The organism is Neotabrizicola shimadae (genome assembly GCF_019623905.1).
Taxonomy (GTDB): Bacteria; Pseudomonadota; Alphaproteobacteria; order Rhodobacterales; family Rhodobacteraceae; genus Neotabrizicola; species Neotabrizicola shimadae.
Genome location: NZ_CP069370.1, coordinates 3,645,001 through 3,663,659, shown reverse-complemented (window position 1 = coordinate 3,663,659; position 18,659 = coordinate 3,645,001). Strand labels below are relative to the sequence as shown.

The 18,659-nt window shown below is 63.1% G+C and carries 11 protein-coding genes, 1 tRNA gene, 2 rRNA genes and 1 pseudogene (1 of these 15 running past the window's edge); 7 read left to right on the top strand and 8 right to left on the bottom strand.

Translation table 11 applies throughout. The annotated features are described in order from the left end of the window. Positions 1 to 47 precede the first annotated feature (47 nt). The 4 genes from JO391_RS17745 to JO391_RS17730 all read right to left on the bottom strand — a co-directional run bounded on the left by JO391_RS17745 (position 48) and on the right by JO391_RS17730 (position 4,729). Positions 48 to 1,001: an ABC transporter permease gene (locus tag JO391_RS17745; protein WP_220661754.1), complete on the bottom strand. Its 954-nt coding sequence runs from the start codon at positions 999 to 1,001 to the stop codon at positions 48 to 50. Next, the gene (locus JO391_RS17740) at positions 998 to 2,563 is read right to left on the bottom strand and encodes a sugar ABC transporter ATP-binding protein (protein WP_220661753.1); all 1,566 of its coding nucleotides are present in this window, start codon (positions 2,561 to 2,563) and stop codon (positions 998 to 1,000) included. Before JO391_RS17740 ends, JO391_RS17745 begins: the two co-directional genes overlap by 4 nt. After that, complete coding sequence (locus JO391_RS17735) at positions 2,560 to 3,561, bottom strand: ABC transporter permease (RefSeq protein ID WP_220661752.1); 1,002 nt, start codon at positions 3,559 to 3,561, stop codon at positions 2,560 to 2,562. Before JO391_RS17735 ends, JO391_RS17740 begins: the two co-directional genes overlap by 4 nt. 61 nt (positions 3,562 to 3,622) lie before the next feature. After that, on the bottom strand, positions 3,623 to 4,729 hold the full coding sequence (locus JO391_RS17730; RefSeq protein WP_220661751.1) for a sugar ABC transporter substrate-binding protein: 1,107 nt from the start codon (positions 4,727 to 4,729) through the stop codon (positions 3,623 to 3,625). 268 nt (positions 4,730 to 4,997) lie between these two features. Between JO391_RS17730 and JO391_RS17725 the strand changes: the two are divergent. Continuing rightward, positions 4,998 to 6,084 (top strand): annotated as a pseudogene (locus JO391_RS17725) (IS3 family transposase). 247 nt (positions 6,085 to 6,331) lie between these two features. Here JO391_RS17725 and JO391_RS17720 read toward each other — a convergent pair. After that, positions 6,332 to 9,730 (bottom strand): AAA domain-containing protein, encoded by a 3,399-nt coding sequence (locus JO391_RS17720; protein WP_220661750.1) that lies wholly within the window; start codon positions 9,728 to 9,730, stop codon positions 6,332 to 6,334. 622 nt (positions 9,731 to 10,352) lie between these two features. Here JO391_RS17720 and JO391_RS17715 point away from each other — a divergent pair. The 6 genes from JO391_RS17715 to JO391_RS17695 all read left to right on the top strand — a co-directional run bounded on the left by JO391_RS17715 (position 10,353) and on the right by JO391_RS17695 (position 16,336). Then, entirely contained in the window at positions 10,353 to 11,315 is a 963-nt protein-coding gene (locus JO391_RS17715; protein ID WP_220661749.1) for a hypothetical protein, read from the top strand. Between the two features lie 202 nt (positions 11,316 to 11,517). Continuing rightward, complete coding sequence (locus JO391_RS17710) at positions 11,518 to 11,742, top strand: helix-turn-helix domain-containing protein (protein ID WP_220661748.1); 225 nt, start codon at positions 11,518 to 11,520, stop codon at positions 11,740 to 11,742. 166 nt (positions 11,743 to 11,908) lie between these two features. Continuing rightward, positions 11,909 to 13,603, top strand: a complete 1,695-nt coding sequence (locus tag JO391_RS17705) for a tyrosine-type recombinase/integrase (protein ID WP_220661747.1) — start codon at positions 11,909 to 11,911, stop codon at positions 13,601 to 13,603. Then, the gene (locus tag JO391_RS17700; RefSeq protein WP_220661746.1) at positions 13,603 to 14,646 is read left to right on the top strand and encodes a tyrosine-type recombinase/integrase; all 1,044 of its coding nucleotides are present in this window, start codon (positions 13,603 to 13,605) and stop codon (positions 14,644 to 14,646) included. Before JO391_RS17705 ends, JO391_RS17700 begins: the two co-directional genes overlap by 1 nt. Further along, a complete protein-coding gene (locus JO391_RS21590) occupies positions 14,646 to 15,089 on the top strand; it encodes a recombinase family protein (RefSeq protein WP_259444745.1) in 444 nt (147 codons plus the stop codon). The genes JO391_RS17700 and JO391_RS21590 overlap by 1 nt, the downstream gene beginning before the upstream one ends. A gap of 86 nt (positions 15,090 to 15,175) precedes the next feature. Then, positions 15,176 to 16,336: a recombinase family protein gene (locus JO391_RS17695; RefSeq protein WP_259444919.1), complete on the top strand. Its 1,161-nt coding sequence runs from the start codon at positions 15,176 to 15,178 to the stop codon at positions 16,334 to 16,336. Here JO391_RS17695 and JO391_RS17690 read toward each other — a convergent pair. From JO391_RS17690 to JO391_RS17680, 3 genes are all read right to left on the bottom strand, one after another. Continuing rightward, a tRNA-Met gene (locus JO391_RS17690) sits at positions 16,293 to 16,369 on the bottom strand. The two genes, JO391_RS17695 and JO391_RS17690, sit on opposite strands and share 44 nt — an antisense overlap. A gap of 76 nt (positions 16,370 to 16,445) precedes the next feature. Next, positions 16,446 to 16,560: ribosomal RNA gene (rrf, locus tag JO391_RS17685) — 5S ribosomal RNA — on the bottom strand. 110 nt (positions 16,561 to 16,670) lie between these two features. Next, a 23S ribosomal RNA gene (locus JO391_RS17680) occupies positions 16,671 to 18,659 on the bottom strand (it continues 845 nt past the right edge of the window).

Below are 18,659 nucleotides of genomic sequence, written 5' to 3'. Positions count from 1 at the left end.
GGTCTCCTCCCTCGCGCCCTGGGTTGCAGTCCGCGCTGGGCGGCAGATTACTTCACGATTCCGGTTCTGGAACGGCTCATCGTGGCGGCGACGGCGATGATCAGGACAAGGCCGTACACGATGCTTTGCGCCTGGGGATTGACGCCCACCGCGGCGGAGCCCACGGGGATCAGCGCCACGAACATCGCGCCGAAGACCACGTTCAGCGGGTTGCAGGTGCCTCCGGTGATCGCCGTGCCGCCAACCAGGGCCGCGGCGATGGACGGGACCAGCAGGTCGCTGCCGAGGCCAATGGACGAGGCCGCGCCAGAGATCGAGATCACGCAAAGCCCTGCCAGCCCGGCGAAGAAGCCCGAAAGCCCGAAGGCCAGCACCTTCAGCGCATTCACCGGCTGGCCCGACAGGCCCGCGGCGCGTTCGTTGAAGCCGATCGCGGCCAGCCCCTGCCCCGGCACGGTGAAGCGCAGGAAGGCCCACAGCGCGACCGCCAGCAGCACCGAAATCCAGAAGGCCACCGGAATGGTCAGGAAGGTCACGGTGAACAGCCAGGCCACCACGTCCATGTTGTCCATCACATAGACGACGTTCGACCCCGTCACGACCAGCGAGGCCGCCTGCATAACCCCCAGCGTCCCCAGCGTCAGCGCGAAGGAGGGGATCTGCGTGTAGACGAGGATCAGCCCGTTCGCCACGCCGATCAGGGTGACGACCAGAAGGCAAAAGACTGGCGCGACGGCACCCAATGGGCCAAGCGTCAGCGCCGCGAGAATCGAACAGAAGAGAGCGATCGCCGCGTTCGACAGGTCGATCGATCCGATCTGCAACACGACGCATTGGCCAAGGGCCACCAGAAGGATCGGGGTCGCCTGCTGCGCGATGATCGACGGTCCGCCGCCGCCCAGGAACGTCGGTACGGCGATCGAGATCACCGCCAGAAGCCCGGCAAAGACCGCCAGCGGGCCAAGCGCCTGGCGCAGGGTATCGGTGCGAAGTGCGCTCATACCATGTTCTCCAGCAGGTCCAGAGTGGTGGGGTTGTCGCGGCCCATGTCGAACCGCGCGCTGATCTCGCCGTCGCGCATCACGATGACCTCGTGGCCGAGGTCCAGCGCCTCTTCCAGCGTGTCGGCGAGAAGGATCACGCCCGCGCCCTGCGCCGCCGCCTGGCGGATGCAGGCGTTCACGGTGGCGCCCGCGCCCGGGTCCAGCCCGCGCAGCGGATGGTCCAGGATCAGCACCTTGGGCGACAGGGTCAGCCACTTGGCCAGCACAACCTTCTGCTGGTTGCCGCCGGAAAACCGCTCCAGTTCCTGCCCTAGAAGGCGGGGGCGGATGTCCAGCTTTTCGAACCACTCCGCCGCCAGCGCCTTGCGCCGGGCCGGAGACAGCACCCAGCCGCCGTTGGCACCAAAGGGAACCATTGTCAGGTTTCGGGCCGCCGACAGCCCGCCCACGGCGCTTTCGACGCCGCGCTCGGCCGGCAGATAGGCCACGCCGGCGCGGATCGCCCGGCGCGGCGACCAGCCAGACACCGGGTGACCCGCCACCTCGATCCGGCCCGCGTCATGCGATTCCGCACCGTAAAGCGCCCGTACCAGTTCCTCGCGCCCCGCGCCGAAGGACCCGACAATGGCGGTGATCCGGCCCGCGTGCACATCCAGGTTGATGTCCTTGAAGGCCCCGGCACGCGACAGGCCCGCGACGCGCATCACTGGCGCGCCGGCCGGCACCGGCACGGCACCGCGCGCCTCGGCATGGCGGTCCTTGCCGATCATCAGGCGGAACAGGTCGGCCTCGGTTACGCCCAGGGTGGGCCGATCGGCAACCAGCTCGCCATGGCGCATCACCACGATACGGTCGCAGATCCGCAGCACTTCTTCCAGCCGGTGGCTGACGAAGATCACCGAACCGATCCGCTTCAGCCGGTCAATCTCGGCCTCCAGTACCTCGGTCTCGGCCTTTTCCAGCACTGAGGTCGGCTCGTCCAGGATCACCAGCGGAGCACCGCCCTGCCGCTCGGCGGTCTGGCAGGCGACATGGATCGTCCGGGCAATCTCGACCATCTGGCGTTGGGCAAAGGTCAGCTCGCCGACGATGGCATCGGGCGAGATCGTGCTGCCGATGCGGGCCAGCACCTCCTCGGCCTCGCGCCGCAGGGCCGACCAGCGGTAAAGCCCGCCCTTCGTCGCCGCCGACCCGTGGGGACCCGCTCCCATCACGATGTTCTCGGCCACGGTCAGATTGGTGAACAGCGACTGCTCCTGGTGGACGATCCCCAGCCCCGCCTGCACAGCATCCTGCGGCCCGCGCAGGCGAAGCGCGCGCCCGTTCATCTCGATCGTGCCGGCATCGGGGCGGTGCACGCCTGTCAGCATCTTCAGAAGCGTGGATTTGCCCGCGCCATTCTCGCCGATCAGGCCGACGACCTCGTGGCGACCGATGGCCAGCGACAGGGGCTTCACCGCGGCGACGGGGCCGAAGCTCTTGGTGATGCCGTCCAGCCGCAGGATCGGCAGGGGATTCACGGGAACCGAGGGGGTCATGGCGATACCGGTCTGGATCATTTGAACACCCGCAGCTTTGCCCGTTGCGACCAGCCGGCCGCGATGACGGCGACGACAAGGACCACACCCGAGACGCCCGACTGGATCGAAGGATCAACCCCGGCCAGGATCAGGCCGTTGTAGAGGGTGGACAGGATCAGCACGCCCATCACGGTGCGCAGCGCCCCGCCCTGCCCGCCGCCCAGCGGCGTGCCGCCGATCACGATGGCGGCCAGCGTCAGGAACAGCATGCCGACGCCCACATTCGCGGCGCCCGCCCCCAGGGCCAGGCTGCCCATGATGCCGGCCAGCGCCGAACAGGCCCCGGCGAAGGCGAAGATCAGCACGACATAGGCCGCCACCGGAATGCCGGTCATCCGCGCCACGCCCTCGTTGTTGCCGATGGCGCGGGTATAGCGGCCGAGCCGCGTGTAACGCTCGATCAGCCAGCCGAAGGCCACGATGCAGAGCGCCAGGAGGAAACTGTTGGGAAGGCCGAAGGTCGTGGCGGTGGGCCAGGCGACGGCGGCCTCGTCCGACAGGAAGGGGATCATCTCATAGCCGAAGAGAACGGCTGCAATGCCCAGGCCCACGTACCACATGCCCAGCGAGACGATGAAGGACGGCACCTTGGCGAAGGCATGGACAAGGCCCGTCGCCGCGCCAAGGGCCAGGCCGACGCCGATCGCGACAGGGTAGGCCAGCCAGCCGATGTCGGCCGTCTCGCGGCTGTTGGCGGAGAGAAGCACGAAGACCATGCCCGCCGCCCCCATCACCCCCTCGACCGACAGGTCGATGCGCCCGGTCAGCACCACAAGGCTTGCCCCCACGCCGATCACCACGGGAATGGCCGCCGAGTTCAGGATGGTATTCAGGTTGACCAGGGTCGGGAAATGCGTCGGGTTCAGGATCGAGAAGACGACGATCAGCGCGGCCAGGATGGCGACTTCGGCCAATCCGCTGCGCCAGTTCAGCCGGGCGCAGCCCGAAGCGGCGCCGGTTCCTGTCAGGAAGGTCATGGGTTCGCTCCGTTCCGGAAGGGCTGCCGCCCATGAGGGGCGGCAGCGTGACTAGCAGGTGTCAGCCCTGCGGGCCTTCGACCGGGCCGCCCACCAGATCCATGAAGGGATCCTGGATCAGACGGTCCAGCCAGGTCGGGTCGATACCGCCATTGGCCTGGAAGTCCTTGGCATTGGCCGGGGTGACGCAGTCGATCGCATACTGGCCATGGCGCTGTTCGGGTGTCAGCTTCGAGATGTCGATCTCGCCCACCGCCGCCTTGTAGGCGATCAGCATGCCGGTTGCCGCCGCCTTGTAGCCGCGGTGGAAGGACGAGGCCGCGACGACATCCCCGTCGGGCTGGTTCACCATCAGGTCCACCACCGGCGGATAGGCACCCTCGCCCGAGAAATGCACCTCATCGATCATGTCGGCCTTCTTGATGGCCTCATAGGCGCCCAGCATCATCGCGTCATCCGCGGTCCAGACACCATCGATCTGGTCGCCGTACTTGGCGATCAGCTGCTGCGTGGTCTTCAGCGCGATGGCCTGGTCCCAGTTCGCGGGCTGTTCGTCCAGCAGGGTGATGTCCGGGTAATCCTTGATCACGTTCTTCAGGCCGGCGACGCGCTCTTGGCTGACGGTGCTGTCCAGCACCCCCGGCAGGGCGATGATGCCGCCCTTGCCGCCCATCGCCGCGACCAGCGCCTTGGCGCCGCATTCGCCGGCGGTGTAGCCGTTGTAGGTGCCGAAGGCGACGAAATGGTCACCCACATCGGCCGGCTCCATGTTCGGCGGCATGTTCCACCAGACGGCCATGTAGCCGCCGTTCTGCTTGATCGTGTTGGCGATGGCCGGCACGTCCGAGGCCGCCAGCGGGTTCGTCACCAGAACGATCTTCTTGCCCTTCGCGGCCAGCGCCTGGATTCCGGCGATCTGGGTCTGCGAGGACCCGTTGGACTGCACGATCTCGACCGGCAGGCCGAGCTTTTCGCCCAGGGCCTTCGAGCCTTCGATCCATGACGCCATGTAGGGGTTCGTGGCGTTGATCACCGTGGTGACGAGGACGATGTCCTCTTTCGCAACGGTCGGCTGGGACACTTCGGCCAGCGCCGCCGCGGCGGTCACGGACAGCCCGAAGGCAGCAATCGTCAAAGCACGCAGGCTGGTCATCATCGAATGGGACATGGCTCTCCTCCTCCAGTGGATGCACATATGTATCGCATGTTTTACGGATGTTCAACTATATTTGTGCACCTGGATGCAAGATTGTTCAGGCTGTCACAGTGGTCTGCTGCCCGAGCCTGCGGCTCCCGGCGGCCATGCGATCGAACTCTCTGGCGAGCTCGGCGCGATATTGTCGCTGCGTGGGGAGGGCCCAAATGGGTAATGCTCGCCATGGTTAAGGTGCTGCATAAGTAGAATTTTCTCGGCAAAATGCATGAGGAGATTCCGAATGAAGACAAGCAGATACACTGAGGCACATATCCTCGCGATCCTGCGGCAGGCCGAAGGCGGGATGCCGGTGGCCGAGTGTGCCGGGCTCATGGCATGAGCTGCGCATCGCTTTGCAAGTGGCGGGCGAAGTATGGCGGCATGGACACATCCTTGATCAGCCAGATGATGGCGATTGAAGACGAGAACCGGCGGTTGAAGCGGATGTATGCTGACCCCAGCATGCAGGCCGATTTGCTCAAGGAGGCCTTGAGAGAAAAGTGATGCGGCCATCTCAACGCCGCCAGATGGCCGAGAAAACGGTGGCGCGACACGGGGTCAGCATTGCGCTGGTCTGCCTTGCTCTTGGCCTCAGCGAGACTTGTTATCGCTACAGCCCGAAGCTGCGAGACGAGAACGAGTAGATCGCCGACCTTCTGGTGGGGCTGACCGATGCCCGCAAGACCTGGGGTTTTGGCTTGTGTTTGCTGCACTTGCGCAACGTCAAAGGCCATCCTTGGAACCACAAGCGGGTCTACCGCATCTACTGCGCCCTGGAGCTGAACCTGCGGCTCAAGCCCCGCAGACGGCTGAAGCGCGAGAAGCCTGAGGCCTTGGTGGTGCCGGACGCGCCGAACCTCGTCTGGTCGATGGACTTCATGGCGGATCGGCTGGCGGATGGGCGGCAGTTCCGGCTGCTGAACGTGCTGGATGACTTCAACCGCGAAGGCTTGGGTATCGAGGTCGACTTCTCGTTGCCAGCAGAGCGGGTTGTCCGGTCCCTGAACCAGATTGTCGAGTGGCGCGGCAAGCCCCTCGCCATAAGGGTCGACAACGGCCCGGAATACGTCAGTTCAACCCTCATGACCTGGGCCGAGAAGCAGGGCATCGTCCTGACCTACATCCAGCCCGGAAAGCCACAGCAGAACGCCTATATTGAGCGCTACAACCGGACAGTTCGCCATGAATGGCTGGACCTCCACATTCTTGAAACCATTGAGGAGATGCAGCAGATCGCCACCGAATGGCTCTGGACCTACAACAACGAACGACCCAAGATGGGCATCGGCGGGGTCACACCTGCCATGAAGCTAAAGATGGCCGCGTAGTTCTACGGTCGCGCCCCGTTAAAGCGGGGAGGATTGCCCCAACAGGGCAACAACCGTATCGTCGAGCGATACAATAACACCCCAAGGCAATGCCTCGGATACAAGACCCCAAACGAAGTCTTCAACCAAGCCGTTGCACTTCAATCGTGACTGGACGGACCCTGCGCGGCGGGCGCAGCATAACGGATACCGCGACAGCCCTTTGACCTATTGTTGACCCGCAAACTCCGCCCTCGCCGCCCGTTCGCTATTTCTCCCTGCGCTTCAGACTACCGACGATCGTGCGTATCTCGTCCTCGAGATGCTGGCCGCGGTAGACAAATGACGTCTCGTGCCTCGCATACTTACCCTGCCGATCGGCGCTAAGCCAGTTGTAGGACCCGATGCACAGAACGTCGCTGTCGATCGCCACGATCTTGCTGTGCAGCTTCGGCAACTTGTGGAGACGGACCCCGACCCCTGCAAGAACCTTCTCGACCGCCTTCATCTGGGTCAAGCCACTGGCGGCCGGACCCTCGTTGAGCAACGGATCGGCGAAGACGTCGATCTCGGCACCCCGTCGGATGGCCGCTTCAAAGGCGGTGATCAGTCCGACGCGTTCCATCGTGCCCGCGATCACCCAAGGGCTGACGATGGTATAACGCCGCCCACCCGCCGAAAGTGCGTCCAGCAAGAAAGCATCGTGCCCGGCGGCATCCCGCAGCATCTGGATCTGGCCGCTTCCTTGTTTCAGGTCCGTCCGGGGCTCGGCCGCGAACTCGAGCGCATTGGTCTCTGAGGCGAACAGGAACTCCGACAAGATCGAACGGGGCGAACCGGTCTGGGCCGCGGCCATGACATCCATGTCGCCGAAGACAAGGCAACTGTCTTTGGCCCGAGAGACGGTGACATTCAGCATGCTGGGCGATGCATCGATGAAGCCGCCGTCGGCATGCTTGGAATAGACGGGGGAGAAGATCACGACCGGCCGTTCAGCGCCCTGGAGGGCGTGGACCGTGCCAATGGTCATGCCTTCGCGCCCATCAACCGAAATCCTCCGGCTGGCACAGGCGTCGCGGATTTCGCGCACCTGACGGCCAAAGGGCGTAACGATCCCGACGATCTGCTCCAACGGCCTGCGATACCGGGCTTCCAGCCCAGCGCGGTTTTCGTCAAGCCAGGCGGCGATTGTCTGGGCCTCAAGTAGGTTGGCCCGACTGCTGCCCGAGGTCACCGCCCGACCATCGATATGGAGATACCCAAGCGCCGGAAGTCCTGCGTCTGCGGGGGCCTTTCCCCTCAGTGGCCGGAGCTTTCCCTTATAGCACAAGGCGTTGCTGAAGCTGATGATTTCGTCGTAGCACCGCCGGTGCTCGAAGAGGTAGAGTCCCTTCTCAAGATCAGGATACGGCGACACACGGCAAGCCTCTTGCGCGAGGCGCATGGCACTTCCGCTTGTGCTGCAAATCCCGCGTGCCGCAAGCGCCTCAATGTCGGTCTCGCCGCCCAGAAGGCCGCAGTTTCGCAGGTTACCGACGTCGACGGGTCGCGGCACCGAGGAGATTGGTTCGATCTGCCGCGTATCGCCGATGACAAGGGCGCGTTTCGCTAGGGCGAACGATGCTCCGGCAACCTCGGGCAGGACCTGACCGGCTTCATCGACGATCAAGAGGTCGATGAAGCCGAACAGGTATTCGGTCGCCCACTTCCCGCCGTCGCGCCGCGTGTAGGTCATCTTGCCGGGCAGGCTGGCGAAGGTGGCCACGGCGCAAGGCGTCAACATCATCCGACGATGCCACCGGGGAATGACGGTCGACTTCCCGTTCTTACCCTTCGCAGCAACAATAGCTGCGAGGTCGGCCTCCATCGCCAGCAGCCACCGTCCTTCCCAATAGTGCGTCGCCAGCAGGAACAACGGGAAGCGAGTTTCGAGGTCTGCACAGCGTTCTAGTTCGGCGATGTCATCACCACCGCCGAAGGCAGACGCCGCGGCTTCCCAGCCCCTTTCCGCTTCAAGGAACTCGCGCCGCAGGACCCTCGTCCGTGCCAGTGTCTGTTCTGCCGTCTTCAGCGCGTCCTCTGCTGATCCCAGTTCGGTCCTGACCCGCTCCTCGATCTCGCTCACGCGCTTTGCGCCCTCCAAGCCCGGCAACAGATCGCCGATCGCCAGCCGGGCACGGAGGGCGCGCTTTTCCTTGACCGACGAAAGGAACCCAAAGACCGAGGTTAGCCAGGACTCCTTGGCCAGATGCCGATCGAGCGCCGCCCTCGCCTCCCGCCGCTTCTCAAGCGCGGCAGTGCGCTGAGCAACGTCTTCTGCCCGTATAGCCTCGACTGCTTCCGGGTCGGGGCCAAGTTGCGCGTTGAGAGCTTCGGTTGCAGCGCGGCGCGAGTTGGCTGCGCTATCGATGCGAGAAAGCTTCTCGACCTCGGATGCCATCCGCTTTTGAAGGGCCGACACCACAGTTGCGACGTCAGGGTTCGGCAGGTCAGGAAAGGCTTCCCTGGCGGCCTGAAGGTACGCTTCCTTTGCCCGCTGGACATAGGCAACCGTTTCTCGCTCCGTCTGGAACTCTTCGGTCTGGTAGCGGCGCGCCGCTTCCAGTCGCCGCGAATACGACGCGAGGAACATCCCGAAACTTTCCACCTCAGGTAGCCAGCGCCCGGCAAAAGGCCCCTCCCCTTTGCCGAAGTCCTTCCCAAAGGCGTCGATGATATTCGTGACTGCTTGGTTGTTCGAGGAAGCGGCCACAATCACCGGCGGATCATCGCCGCGCAACGCAGCACGCACCCAGAGCCCGGCAACCGCCGACAGCAGCATGGTCGTCTTGCCCGTACCCGGCGGGCCGTTTACGGCAATGACCTCGCCCGGCGAGGACGCGTCCAGCCAAGCCAAGACCTGTCTCTGGTGCTCTGCCAAAGGGAAGCTCGCGTTCGAATGACCGAGGCGGCGTGCGAATTCCCGCTCGATCCGGTGGTCTAGGCCGCTAGTGGTCTTCCTAGGCTGCGCGATCTGCCCAAGCAACGGGGCATCGGGCTTTTCAGCAAGGAGCTTGTCGTAAAGATCAAGAATGCCGCGCACCGTTGCATTGGCATCTTCGGCGAGTTCGAGGAACCCAGCCCCGACTGGCTGGTAATCCGCATCACCACGCGGCCATCCCTGTGAGACAGCGTCCACCATCTTCCGACAGTGCCCGAGGTATTCCTGCCAGGAGTCGTCTAACATCATTTCTGGCAGCGGGTTCTCGGTCAGAAACGAGTCCAGCGCGTCCACAGACCCGATGGCAAACTCGCCAGAGGGCAAAGGCGTCAGCAGGTCGCGCGCCAAGGCATTTCGGGTGGGAGTGATCCGCCCGGCTCGATCAACGGTCGCCTCGGTCACCACAGGCGCGACGATTTCCGGCAGCCCGCCCGCCCGAGCAGCCCCATGCGACGATTTCCGCGCCATCACCAGCGGCCAGAACCGAACGCCCATCGCCTTCACCGAAGCTTGGCCGCGAAACACACGCTCCACGGCCTCATCCGGCAGAACGCCAGTCTTCAGCGCCTCGCCTGGCACGTCGACAAACCGCTTTCGGTCGGCTTGCGTGAACTTCCCCTCGCCCAGCGCCCCGTCAGCAAGCGATGTGCGCCAGTACGTTAGGACCCTGTTGACATCGCCCTTCATGTTACTCGCGACATTCGACCAAGAAAACCGGCCCACGATTTAGCCTGCTTCGGCGTCATTCGCTGCCCCCAGATTTCAACCCGTAGAACAGAGCGACCTGATCTCCCACCGCTTTGCGTAGAGCATTTGTATCGCTCAGGCGCAATTGCTTTGACCTGCCCTGGCACGACGCATCAGCGTGCTCCTTCACCGGATGTGTCAATGACACTAACTTCCGGTCAGACATTCCGGTCCCGCATACAGCCTGACACCCGAACTAGCACCCGTTGCCTGCCTGATCGCAGGCCGTCGGGTCCCCTCAGGGACGCGGTTCCGATGATGCCGTGGTCAGGACTGTTGCCGCCCGATATCGAGCACGCCAATGACATGGGCACATCGGAATTGCATTGAACCAGTATCATGTTGGCGGCCAATGCGCCGACCACGGATCGAGGCATACACCCGCGGTCGATCTCACAAGAAGGCGGCACCGAAGGCAGGGCGGAACAAACGACCAAACCGCACACTGGAGGCCAACCTCGTATGCCCAGAAACACTTGACTGTAGCGGCCTCGTTACCGAAGTCCTGACTCTAAGGTGAAGTACCAGCTTGAACGACCCAATGCAGGGGGGGTATCTGACCATGTCAGGCAAGAAGACCGCGAAGCCCCATAGAACGCGATCCACCGCCCGAGATCCCTTTGCGTGCTTTTCGGAGCCGCACTTAGCTCTAATCGTCGTCGAAGACCTGCTCGATGGAACGGGGTGGTCAGCGCCAAACCATGAGGAGACAGTTAATTGGCGGGCGTATCTATCTGACACCGATGTGCTCTTGCACAGCATGGCTATGGCTATAGCCATTTCAAACCGCGATGTGCAATTTCCCCAACTTTCAATCGTGGTGGGCGTGGCAGGCAATTGTTTCAAGGCCTTGCGCTCTTTTCAGAATGCGCCGACCGCTCAAGAAGGTTTTGCTCGCATCGAAGAGATGAGGCATGCCGCCCTGACGCTTTCGCGTCTGGCGAAAGGCGGGCAAGAGCGGCAGTGCCAGCAGGATGAGGATGCTTCCTTTATGGAGGCCATGCTGAAGACGGGTTCGCCGGGTCTCCATCCCTTTCTCAAGGACCTAATTTGCCTTGCCCATGACGCACCAGACCTCAAAGATGCTTCGCCAGAAGAGTGTGAACAGGCGAGGAAGAAGGCCATCCGCCGAGAACGTCGATTGGTCCTGTTCTTTGACCTTCTGGAGGAGGTCATAGGGCAGCTGACCATACCCGCTGCAGCTGCCGCGAAGACTGGCGAGATTGATTCTCGAACTCGACAGCGGGGTGCGCCGGCCGACAAGGCCAGGGACTGGCTGTTAATCCGCCTCATGTGGATCTGGCGCGACTTCATGGGGAAAGAGATCTCAGTCTACCTTAAGCGAACAAGCGCGCGGGGCGCCAATCTCGATCCAAGAGCTCCCGAAGGCAGCCTGTTGCAGTTCGTCTCCGACGTCCTGGACCACCTGAAGGAGCCGGTATTGCCTCACCAGCTCTCTGGGCTTGAGAAGAAGCTGATCGAGCTTCGGCCGCTTGTGCCAAAGACCAGTCTGTTCACGAGCTAATTGCAGAAGTCTCTGCAATTCCCGGAATAGTCAGGCGGTCACCAGGTCAGGCAATGTCCTGGGATGACCCATCGTGCCCCGTCATCCCGCCCTTTCTCCACTTCGTCGCAACAAACGATCGAGGGCCTGAAGGCTCTGGTCCGGCTGCTTGCGCAGCAAGTCGCCAGGGACTGCATGGGGCGCGCCAGCCAGGAGAATGACGATGCCCACTCAGAAGAACCCGAAGTTGCGGCACGCCAAAGTGACGCTAGGTGAGGAGTTGCTGACGATCAAGGAGATCGCCGCGCTCGACCGATGCAGCGAGAGGACGGTTCGCCGTGCGATCGACGCAGGGCTGCTGAAGGCGATCCGGGTTGGCCCCGGTGGGCGCCTCCTGCGCATCACCCGTGCTGCCCATCAGGCCTACCGGATGGGCCTCTCCGGGTGAGCCCAAATGCCCACAAATGTCCATTAGTGTCAATGTGTTATTGGGGATTCGGGAAGAGGCTCTCCCCATATTCGTTCCAGATTCCGTGCTATCCTCTTCCCGAATGTCCCGACCTGTCACCTCAAGTTCACCCGAGTTCCTCGCTGACCACAGCCAAGGAGACCACATGAAGTCCATCGACCCCAAGGCGATCGAGATGGCGGCCCTGCCCAAGGGACCGCTGACCTTCGCCGACATCATCATGAAGCTTCACGGGGACGCGAGCCTATCCGACTTGCGCCGCCGCGACCTCGTTTCCGGCCTGCGCCGTGTGGCCAAAGCACTGGGGCGAGCACCCGAAGAGACCGTTGCAAACACCAGATGGCTCCAACCGCGCCTTTCGCAGGTCGCGCCGGCGGCCATCGGGCTGACAGAGAAGAGCTGGCAAAATGCCGTCAGCGACGCCCGCTCGGCACTCATGCATGTCGGCATCGTGGGGCCGCGCAGGCGCCACACCGATGTTCTTCAGGAACCGTGGCGCGAACTCTGGCAGAAGGTCCACGCCCTGCAGGACCGCCACTTAACTGCGGGCCTCGGCCGGTTCATCCACTTTCTGAACAACCTCGGGGTCCTGCCAGGGGATGTGACCCAGGCCCACGCAGATGCCTTTCTTCAGGCCATCAGGGCCGAGGAGATCGTCAGGCGCCCAGAGGTTAGCTGGCGCAATGCCGTGAACGCCTGGAACACTGCCGTGTCACGGATCGATGGTTTTCCTGGGCCGCGTCTGGCGCTGCCCAAGCGCGCCAATGTGATCAAGCTACCGGATAACGAGCTGCCGCCGGCGTTCCTTGCGGACCTGGACGCCCTGATGCAGCGCCTTGCCGCGCCTGACCCGTTCGCAGACGATGCGCCCATGCCCGCTCTGGCCGCCTCGACCATCAAGCAACGGACCCGCATGCTGAAGCGCTTTGCCTCTGAACTGCTGGTAGCCGGTGTGCCGAAGGCGGAGATCGACTCCGTTGCGGCGCTCTGCGCGCCCGATCTCGCCAGGAAGGGCCTGCAAGCGATGGTCGCCCGCAACGACAACAGGTCCAGTGTCGTCATCGACAACATGGCCGAGATCCTTCTCGCCTGTGCCCGCCGTCTCAACCTGACGTCTGACATACAGGATGGTCTTGGCGGCTTGGCACGCCGAGTCGCCCTGCCCACGCAGCGCGGCATGACGCGCAAGAACCGCGACCGGCTGCGGGTGCTGCGCGACCATGCCACCCTGCTTCGCCTGCTCGAACTCCCGGAGAAGCTGTGTGCAGCGGGCCGCAAACTGAAGCCTTCCGAGGCGGCCCTGGCTCGGGAGGACGCGCTCGCCATCGCCATTCTGCTCGTCTGCCCGCTGCGCATCGGCAATATCGCCGGGATCCACATCGAGCGGCACATCCAGCGCCCTGGGGACGGACGCGCCTTCCTCGTCTTCGCGGAGGATGAAGTGAAGAATGGCCGCCCGATGGAGTTCGAACTGCCGCCCGACGTTCGCCGGATGCTGGACAAGCACCTCGCTCATCGGTCGCCGATGCTGTGCCCCGCGGGCACGCCCTGGCTCTTCCCTCGGCGCGACGGCACGGGTTCCGTCGACCCCAGTACATTGTCCACGCGTCTCAAGGAGCGGATTCGCAAGGAGACGGGCATCGCGGCGAACGCCCACCTGTTCCGCCACCTGGCCGCGATGCTGTACCTGGAGGACAACCCTGGCGCCTACGAAGCGGTGCGACGGCTCCTCGGCCATTCTGCCGTCAGCAACACGATCAGCCTCTACACGGGCCTGGAAACGCGAGCCGTGTTCGATGTCTACGGCGATGTCCTCACGGCCAGGAAGGGGAACAAGTGATGGGAAGGTCCCTGCCCTTTCCCGAATGGCCCGCGGCTGACCAGCAGATGTGGCACGCTCTGACCCGGCAGGGCGGTCCCTTCGACGAGCGTGGCGCATTTGCGGGCCTGCGCCTGACGTCTGCGCGCATGTACCAGGGACCCTACGGCCGCTGGCTCGACTGGCTTCGACGGGTCGATCCTGCAGTCCTGACCGAACCGCCGGCCGTCCGGGCCACGCTCGCCCGCCTCAAGATGTGGCTGGACGCTTCTCCCGGACTTAGCCTGACGATCCGCAAGATGTACTTCACGGGAGCGCTGCGGGTGTTGCGGGCGGCAGATCCAAAGCGGGACTGGTCTGCCCATCTTCGCGTTGAGCGTGGTCTTGAACGCAGCGCGGGCCGCGGTGACCCTGCGCGCAAGCACGGCAGGATCTTGTCCGGCCGAGTTCTGCTGGACGCTGGTCTCCGCCTCGCCGGCCCGGAAGCCGACGCTGCAACCACCCCGCTCGGTCGCGCCAAGGCGCAGCGGGACGGCGCAATGGTGGCCCTTCTCGCCATGATGCCGACCATCCGTCACCGCGCCTTTTCCTGCCTGACCATCGGCCAGTCCCTGCTCGTCGACGATCGCGCGCTGACGGTGGTGCTGACAGAGGAGCTGACCAAGTCCGGCGTGGCCTGGGAGGCCGAGGTGCCGGAACCGGCGGCGACTGCGCTGCGTCGATACGTTTCGGAGGCCCGCCCTTTCCTGCTTTCCCGAGGCTCGCGTGTTCACGACGCGCTCTGGGTTTGCAATCGCGGGGATCCGATGAGCTATTCCTACATCGGTCAGAAGATACCAGATGTGACCGGGCGCTTGACCGGGACACAGGTTCCACCCCACTTTTTTCGGGACGCCGCCGCAACGACCTTGGCTCGGGAATCGCCCCAAGCCGCTCTGGTGATCGCCCCGATCCTCGGACATGCCCGTGCTCGAACCTCGGAGCGACATTACATTCAGGCCGGCAGCATTGAGGTCGGGCGTGACCTGGCGAAGCTGCTCAAGAGACTAAAGGAGAAGGCCTGATGCGAGCAGTGATCTACGCCCGGTACTCAACAGAGCTGCAACGTGACGCGTCGATCGAGGATCAGGTGCGCATCTGCCGTCGGCTGGCCGAGGATCGGGGCTGGGTCGTGAACGAAGTGATCGCGGATCGCGGGGTTTCGGGGGCGTCGCATCTGCGGGCGGGCTACCAGCGGCTCCTGGAGGAAGCGCGGCGCCAGCGGTTCGACGTGGTGGTTGCGGAGAGCCTGGACCGGATCAGTCGGGACCAGGAACACATCGCGGCGTTCCACAAGGCGATGCGGTTCCAAAGCATCTCGGTTGTTACGGTCGCGGAGGGCCTGATCAGCGAGCTTCATGTCGGGCTCAAGGGGACGATGTCGGCGCTCTACCTCAAGGATCTTGCACAAAAGACACACAGGGGCTCGAAGGCCGGGTCCGGGCCGGCAAGTCGGCGGGTGGTTTGAGCTACGGCTACTGTCTTGATCGCCACGCCCTGCCGGATGGCACGGTCTCGACAGGCGAGCGCCGGATCAATCCGGGCGAGGCCGCGGTGGTCCAACGCATCTTTGCTGCCTACGACGCGGGCAAGAGCGCACGCACGATTGCGATCGAGTTGAACCGCGAAGGCATCCCTGCCCCCCGCAGCACCGGCCACGGAGCGCCGGGCACCTGGTCCTTCTCGACGATTTCCGGGAATTGGAAGCGCGGCACCGGCATCCTGAACAACGAACTCTACATCGGCCGGATGGTCTGGAACCGCCAGAGTTTCGTGAAGGATCCTGAGACCGGCAAGCGCCAGTCGCGACCGAACCCGCCGGAGGCCTGGGTGACCGAGGACGTCCCACATCTACGGATCATCGAGGACGGGCTCTGGGAGCGGGTGAAGCGGCGGCAGGGCGCAATCCGGGACGATATCCTCGCTGCACGGGCCGAAGCGCCCGAGGCCACCGGAGCAGAACGCGGCCACCGGGCACGCTACCTGTTCTCGGGCCTTCTGACCTGCGGCTGCTGCGGGTCGGGCTACATCATGATCAGCGCGACGCGCTACGGATGCGCCGCGGCCCGCAACAGCGGCATCTGCACCAACCGCAAGACGATCGCCCGGAGCGAGGTCGAGACGCGGGTACTGGAGGGGCTGAAGCACCACCTTCTGCGGCCGGACATGATCGCGACGTTTCTGGCGGAAGTGCGTGAGGAACTGCAGAAGGAGCGCCTCGCCATGTTGCAGGCCAGGTCCGGATCGGAACGCCGGCTCCACGAGGTCAACCGGTCCATTGCCGCAGTCGTGGACGCCATTGCCGCCGGCATGTTCCACCCGAGCATGAAGGCAAAGATGGACACCCTCGAAGACGAGCGCGCAAGGCTGGAGGCCGAGCTGAGCGCCCTGCCCGCGGCGGACCCTGTGGCCCTTCATCCGGGTCTCGTCGACATCTATGCTCGCAAGGTGGAGCGGCTGGCCGACACGCTGAATGCTCCCGGGACCCGAACCGAGGCGACGGAGGTGCTGCGAAGCCTGATCGAGAGGATCGTGCTGCACCCGGAACCCGGGGCGCCCGGCGGGCATGCGATCGAGTTGTTCGGCGAACTCGGCGCAATCCTGTCACTTTGCGGGGAGGGCACAAATGCAAGAGCCCGCACGGGAGGTGCGGGCGTGAGGCAAGTGGCGATGGTTGCGGGGGCAGGATTTGAACCTGCGGCCTTCAGGTTATGAGCCTGACGAGCTACCGGGCTGCTCCACCCCGCGTCCGTTGTTTGCCCCGTGGGCTTATGGCGCTCGGGGTTGGTTTGAGATCGTTCGAGAGAGTTCTGTCCCTGGTCAGGTCTGGCGGCGACCTACTCTCCCACGTCTTGAGACGCAGTACCATTGGCGCGGCAGCACTTATCGGCCGAGTTCGGGATGGGATCGGGAGTTTTGCTTGCGCTATGACCACCAGACCGGATCAGGGACATGCCCTGCGGTAATGCAGGGCGAACATCAGTGTTGTTCCAGGTCTTGTTTGTGCTTTTGACGATCCAGGGGTCGTATGACCTTGCTGTTTCTGGATCAAATCAAGCCAATCGAGCAATTAGTACCGGTCAGCTGAACGCATTGCTGCGCTTACACCTCCGGCCTATCGACGTGGTGGTCTTCCACGGCTCTCAAGGGAGACCTTGTTTTGAAGGGGGCTTCCCGCTTAGATGCCTTCAGCGGTTATCCTGTCCGGACATAGCTACCCTGCACTGCCGTTGGCACGACAACAGGTCCACCAGTGGTCCGTTCAACCCGGTCCTCTCGTACTAGGGTCAACTCTTCTCAAGTCTCCTGCACCCACGGCAGATAGGGACCGAACTGTCTCACGACGTTCTAAACCCAGCTCACGTACCTCTTTAAATGGCGAACAGCCATACCCTTGGGACCTGCTCCAGCCCCAGGATGAGATGAGCCGACATCGAGGTGCCAAACGATGCCGTCGATATGGACTCTTGGGCATCATCAGCCTGTTATCCCCAGAGTACCTTTTATCCGTTGAGCGATGGCCCTCCCACTTGGGACCACCGGATCACTATGACCGACTTTCGTCTCTGCTCGTCTTGTCAGACTTGCAGTCAGGCTGGCTTCTGCCATTGCACTCGACGACCGATTTCCGACCGGTCTGAGCCAACCTTCGCGCGCCTCCGTTACGATTTGGGAGGCGACCGCCCCAGTCAAACTCCCCACCATGCAGGGTCCCGGACCCGGATAACGGGCCGCGGTTAGACATCAAGAAGGCGAAGGGTGGTATCTCAAGGGAGGCTCCACGGGAACTGGCGTCCCCGCTTCGATGCCTACCACCTATCCTGCACATCACATTCCTGATGCCAATGCAAAGCTAGAGTAAAGGTTCATGGGGTCTTTCCGTCTAACCGCGGGTAGTGTGCATCTTGACACACAGTTCAATTTCGCTGAGTCCACGTTAGAGACAGCGGGGAGATCGTTACGCCATTCGTGCAGGTCGGAACTTACCCGACAAGGAATTTCGCTACCTTAGGACCGTTATAGTTACGGCCGCCGTTTACTGGGGCTTCAATTCGGAGCTTGCACCCCTCCTTTTAACCTTCCAGCACCGGGCAGGCGTCAGACTGTATACGTCGCCTTACGGCTTCGCACAGCCCTGTGTTTTAAGTAAACAGTCGCCACCCCCTGGTCTGTGCCCCCCGCCCATAGTTGCCTACAGACGGGGCTCCCTTCTCGCGAACTTACGGGAGCATTTTGCCGAGTTCCTTTAACGTGGTTCTCTCAAGCGCCTTGGTATACTCTACCAGCCCACCTGTGTCGGTTTGGGGTACGGTCTGATGTGGGGCTATTTCCAGGGACACCGCAGCAGCCCGGTCAATCCGATAAGACCGAACTACAGTAAGCATCCGTCACATCCCACTGGCCACGGAATATTAACCGTGTTCCCATCGACTACGCCTTTCGGCCTCGCCTTAGGGGCCGGCTTACCCTGCTCAGATTAGCTTTAAGCAGGAACCCTTGGGCTTTCGGCGACAGGGTCTCTCACCCTGTTTGTCGCTACTCATGTCAACATTCTCGCTTCTGATCTCTCCACCGGTTGCCTCACGGCCCGGCTTCACAGAAAGCTCTCCATGTCCATGGCCTGCCCGAGAGCAAGACAAGACATGATGAGCTATATCACAGAACGCTCCGCTACCACGCACATTGCTGTGCATCCTGAGCTTCGGCTCGTGGCTTGAGCCCCGTTACATCTTCGCCGCAGGACAGCTTATCTAGACCAGTGAGCTGTTACGCTATCTTTAAATGATGGCTGCTTCTAAGCCAACATCCTGGTTGTTTTGGCCGTCCCACATGCTTTCCCACTTAGCCACGAATTAGGGGCCTTAGCTGCAGGTCAGGGTTGTTTCCCTCTTCACACCGGACGTTAGCACCCGATGTGTGTCTCCCGGATAGTACTCCACGGTATTCGGAGTTTGCTTAGGCTCAGTAAGTCTGTGGGACCCCATCACCCATGCAGTGCTCTACCCCCGTGGGTATTCGTCCGAGGCGCTACCTAAAT

Coding starts and splice junctions, on each gene's coding strand:
- JO391_RS17705 (WP_220661747.1), top strand. CDS start 11,909: ATGAAGTCCATCGACCCCAAGGCGATCGAGATGGCGGCCCTGCCCAAG.
- JO391_RS17700 (WP_220661746.1), top strand. CDS start 13,603: ATGGGAAGGTCCCTGCCCTTTCCCGAATGGCCCGCGGCTGACCAGCAG.
- JO391_RS17710 (WP_220661748.1), top strand. CDS start 11,518: ATGCCCACTCAGAAGAACCCGAAGTTGCGGCACGCCAAAGTGACGCTA.
- JO391_RS17715 (WP_220661749.1), top strand. CDS start 10,353: ATGTCAGGCAAGAAGACCGCGAAGCCCCATAGAACGCGATCCACCGCC.
- JO391_RS17740 (WP_220661753.1), bottom strand. CDS start 2,563: ATGATCCAGACCGGTATCGCCATGACCCCCTCGGTTCCCGTGAATCCC.
- JO391_RS17745 (WP_220661754.1), bottom strand. CDS start 1,001: ATGAGCGCACTTCGCACCGATACCCTGCGCCAGGCGCTTGGCCCGCTG.
- JO391_RS17720 (WP_220661750.1), bottom strand. CDS start 9,730: ATGAAGGGCGATGTCAACAGGGTCCTAACGTACTGGCGCACATCGCTT.
- JO391_RS17735 (WP_220661752.1), bottom strand. CDS start 3,561: ATGACCTTCCTGACAGGAACCGGCGCCGCTTCGGGCTGCGCCCGGCTG.
- JO391_RS17730 (WP_220661751.1), bottom strand. CDS start 4,729: ATGTCCCATTCGATGATGACCAGCCTGCGTGCTTTGACGATTGCTGCC.
- JO391_RS21590 (WP_259444745.1), top strand. CDS start 14,646: ATGCGAGCAGTGATCTACGCCCGGTACTCAACAGAGCTGCAACGTGAC.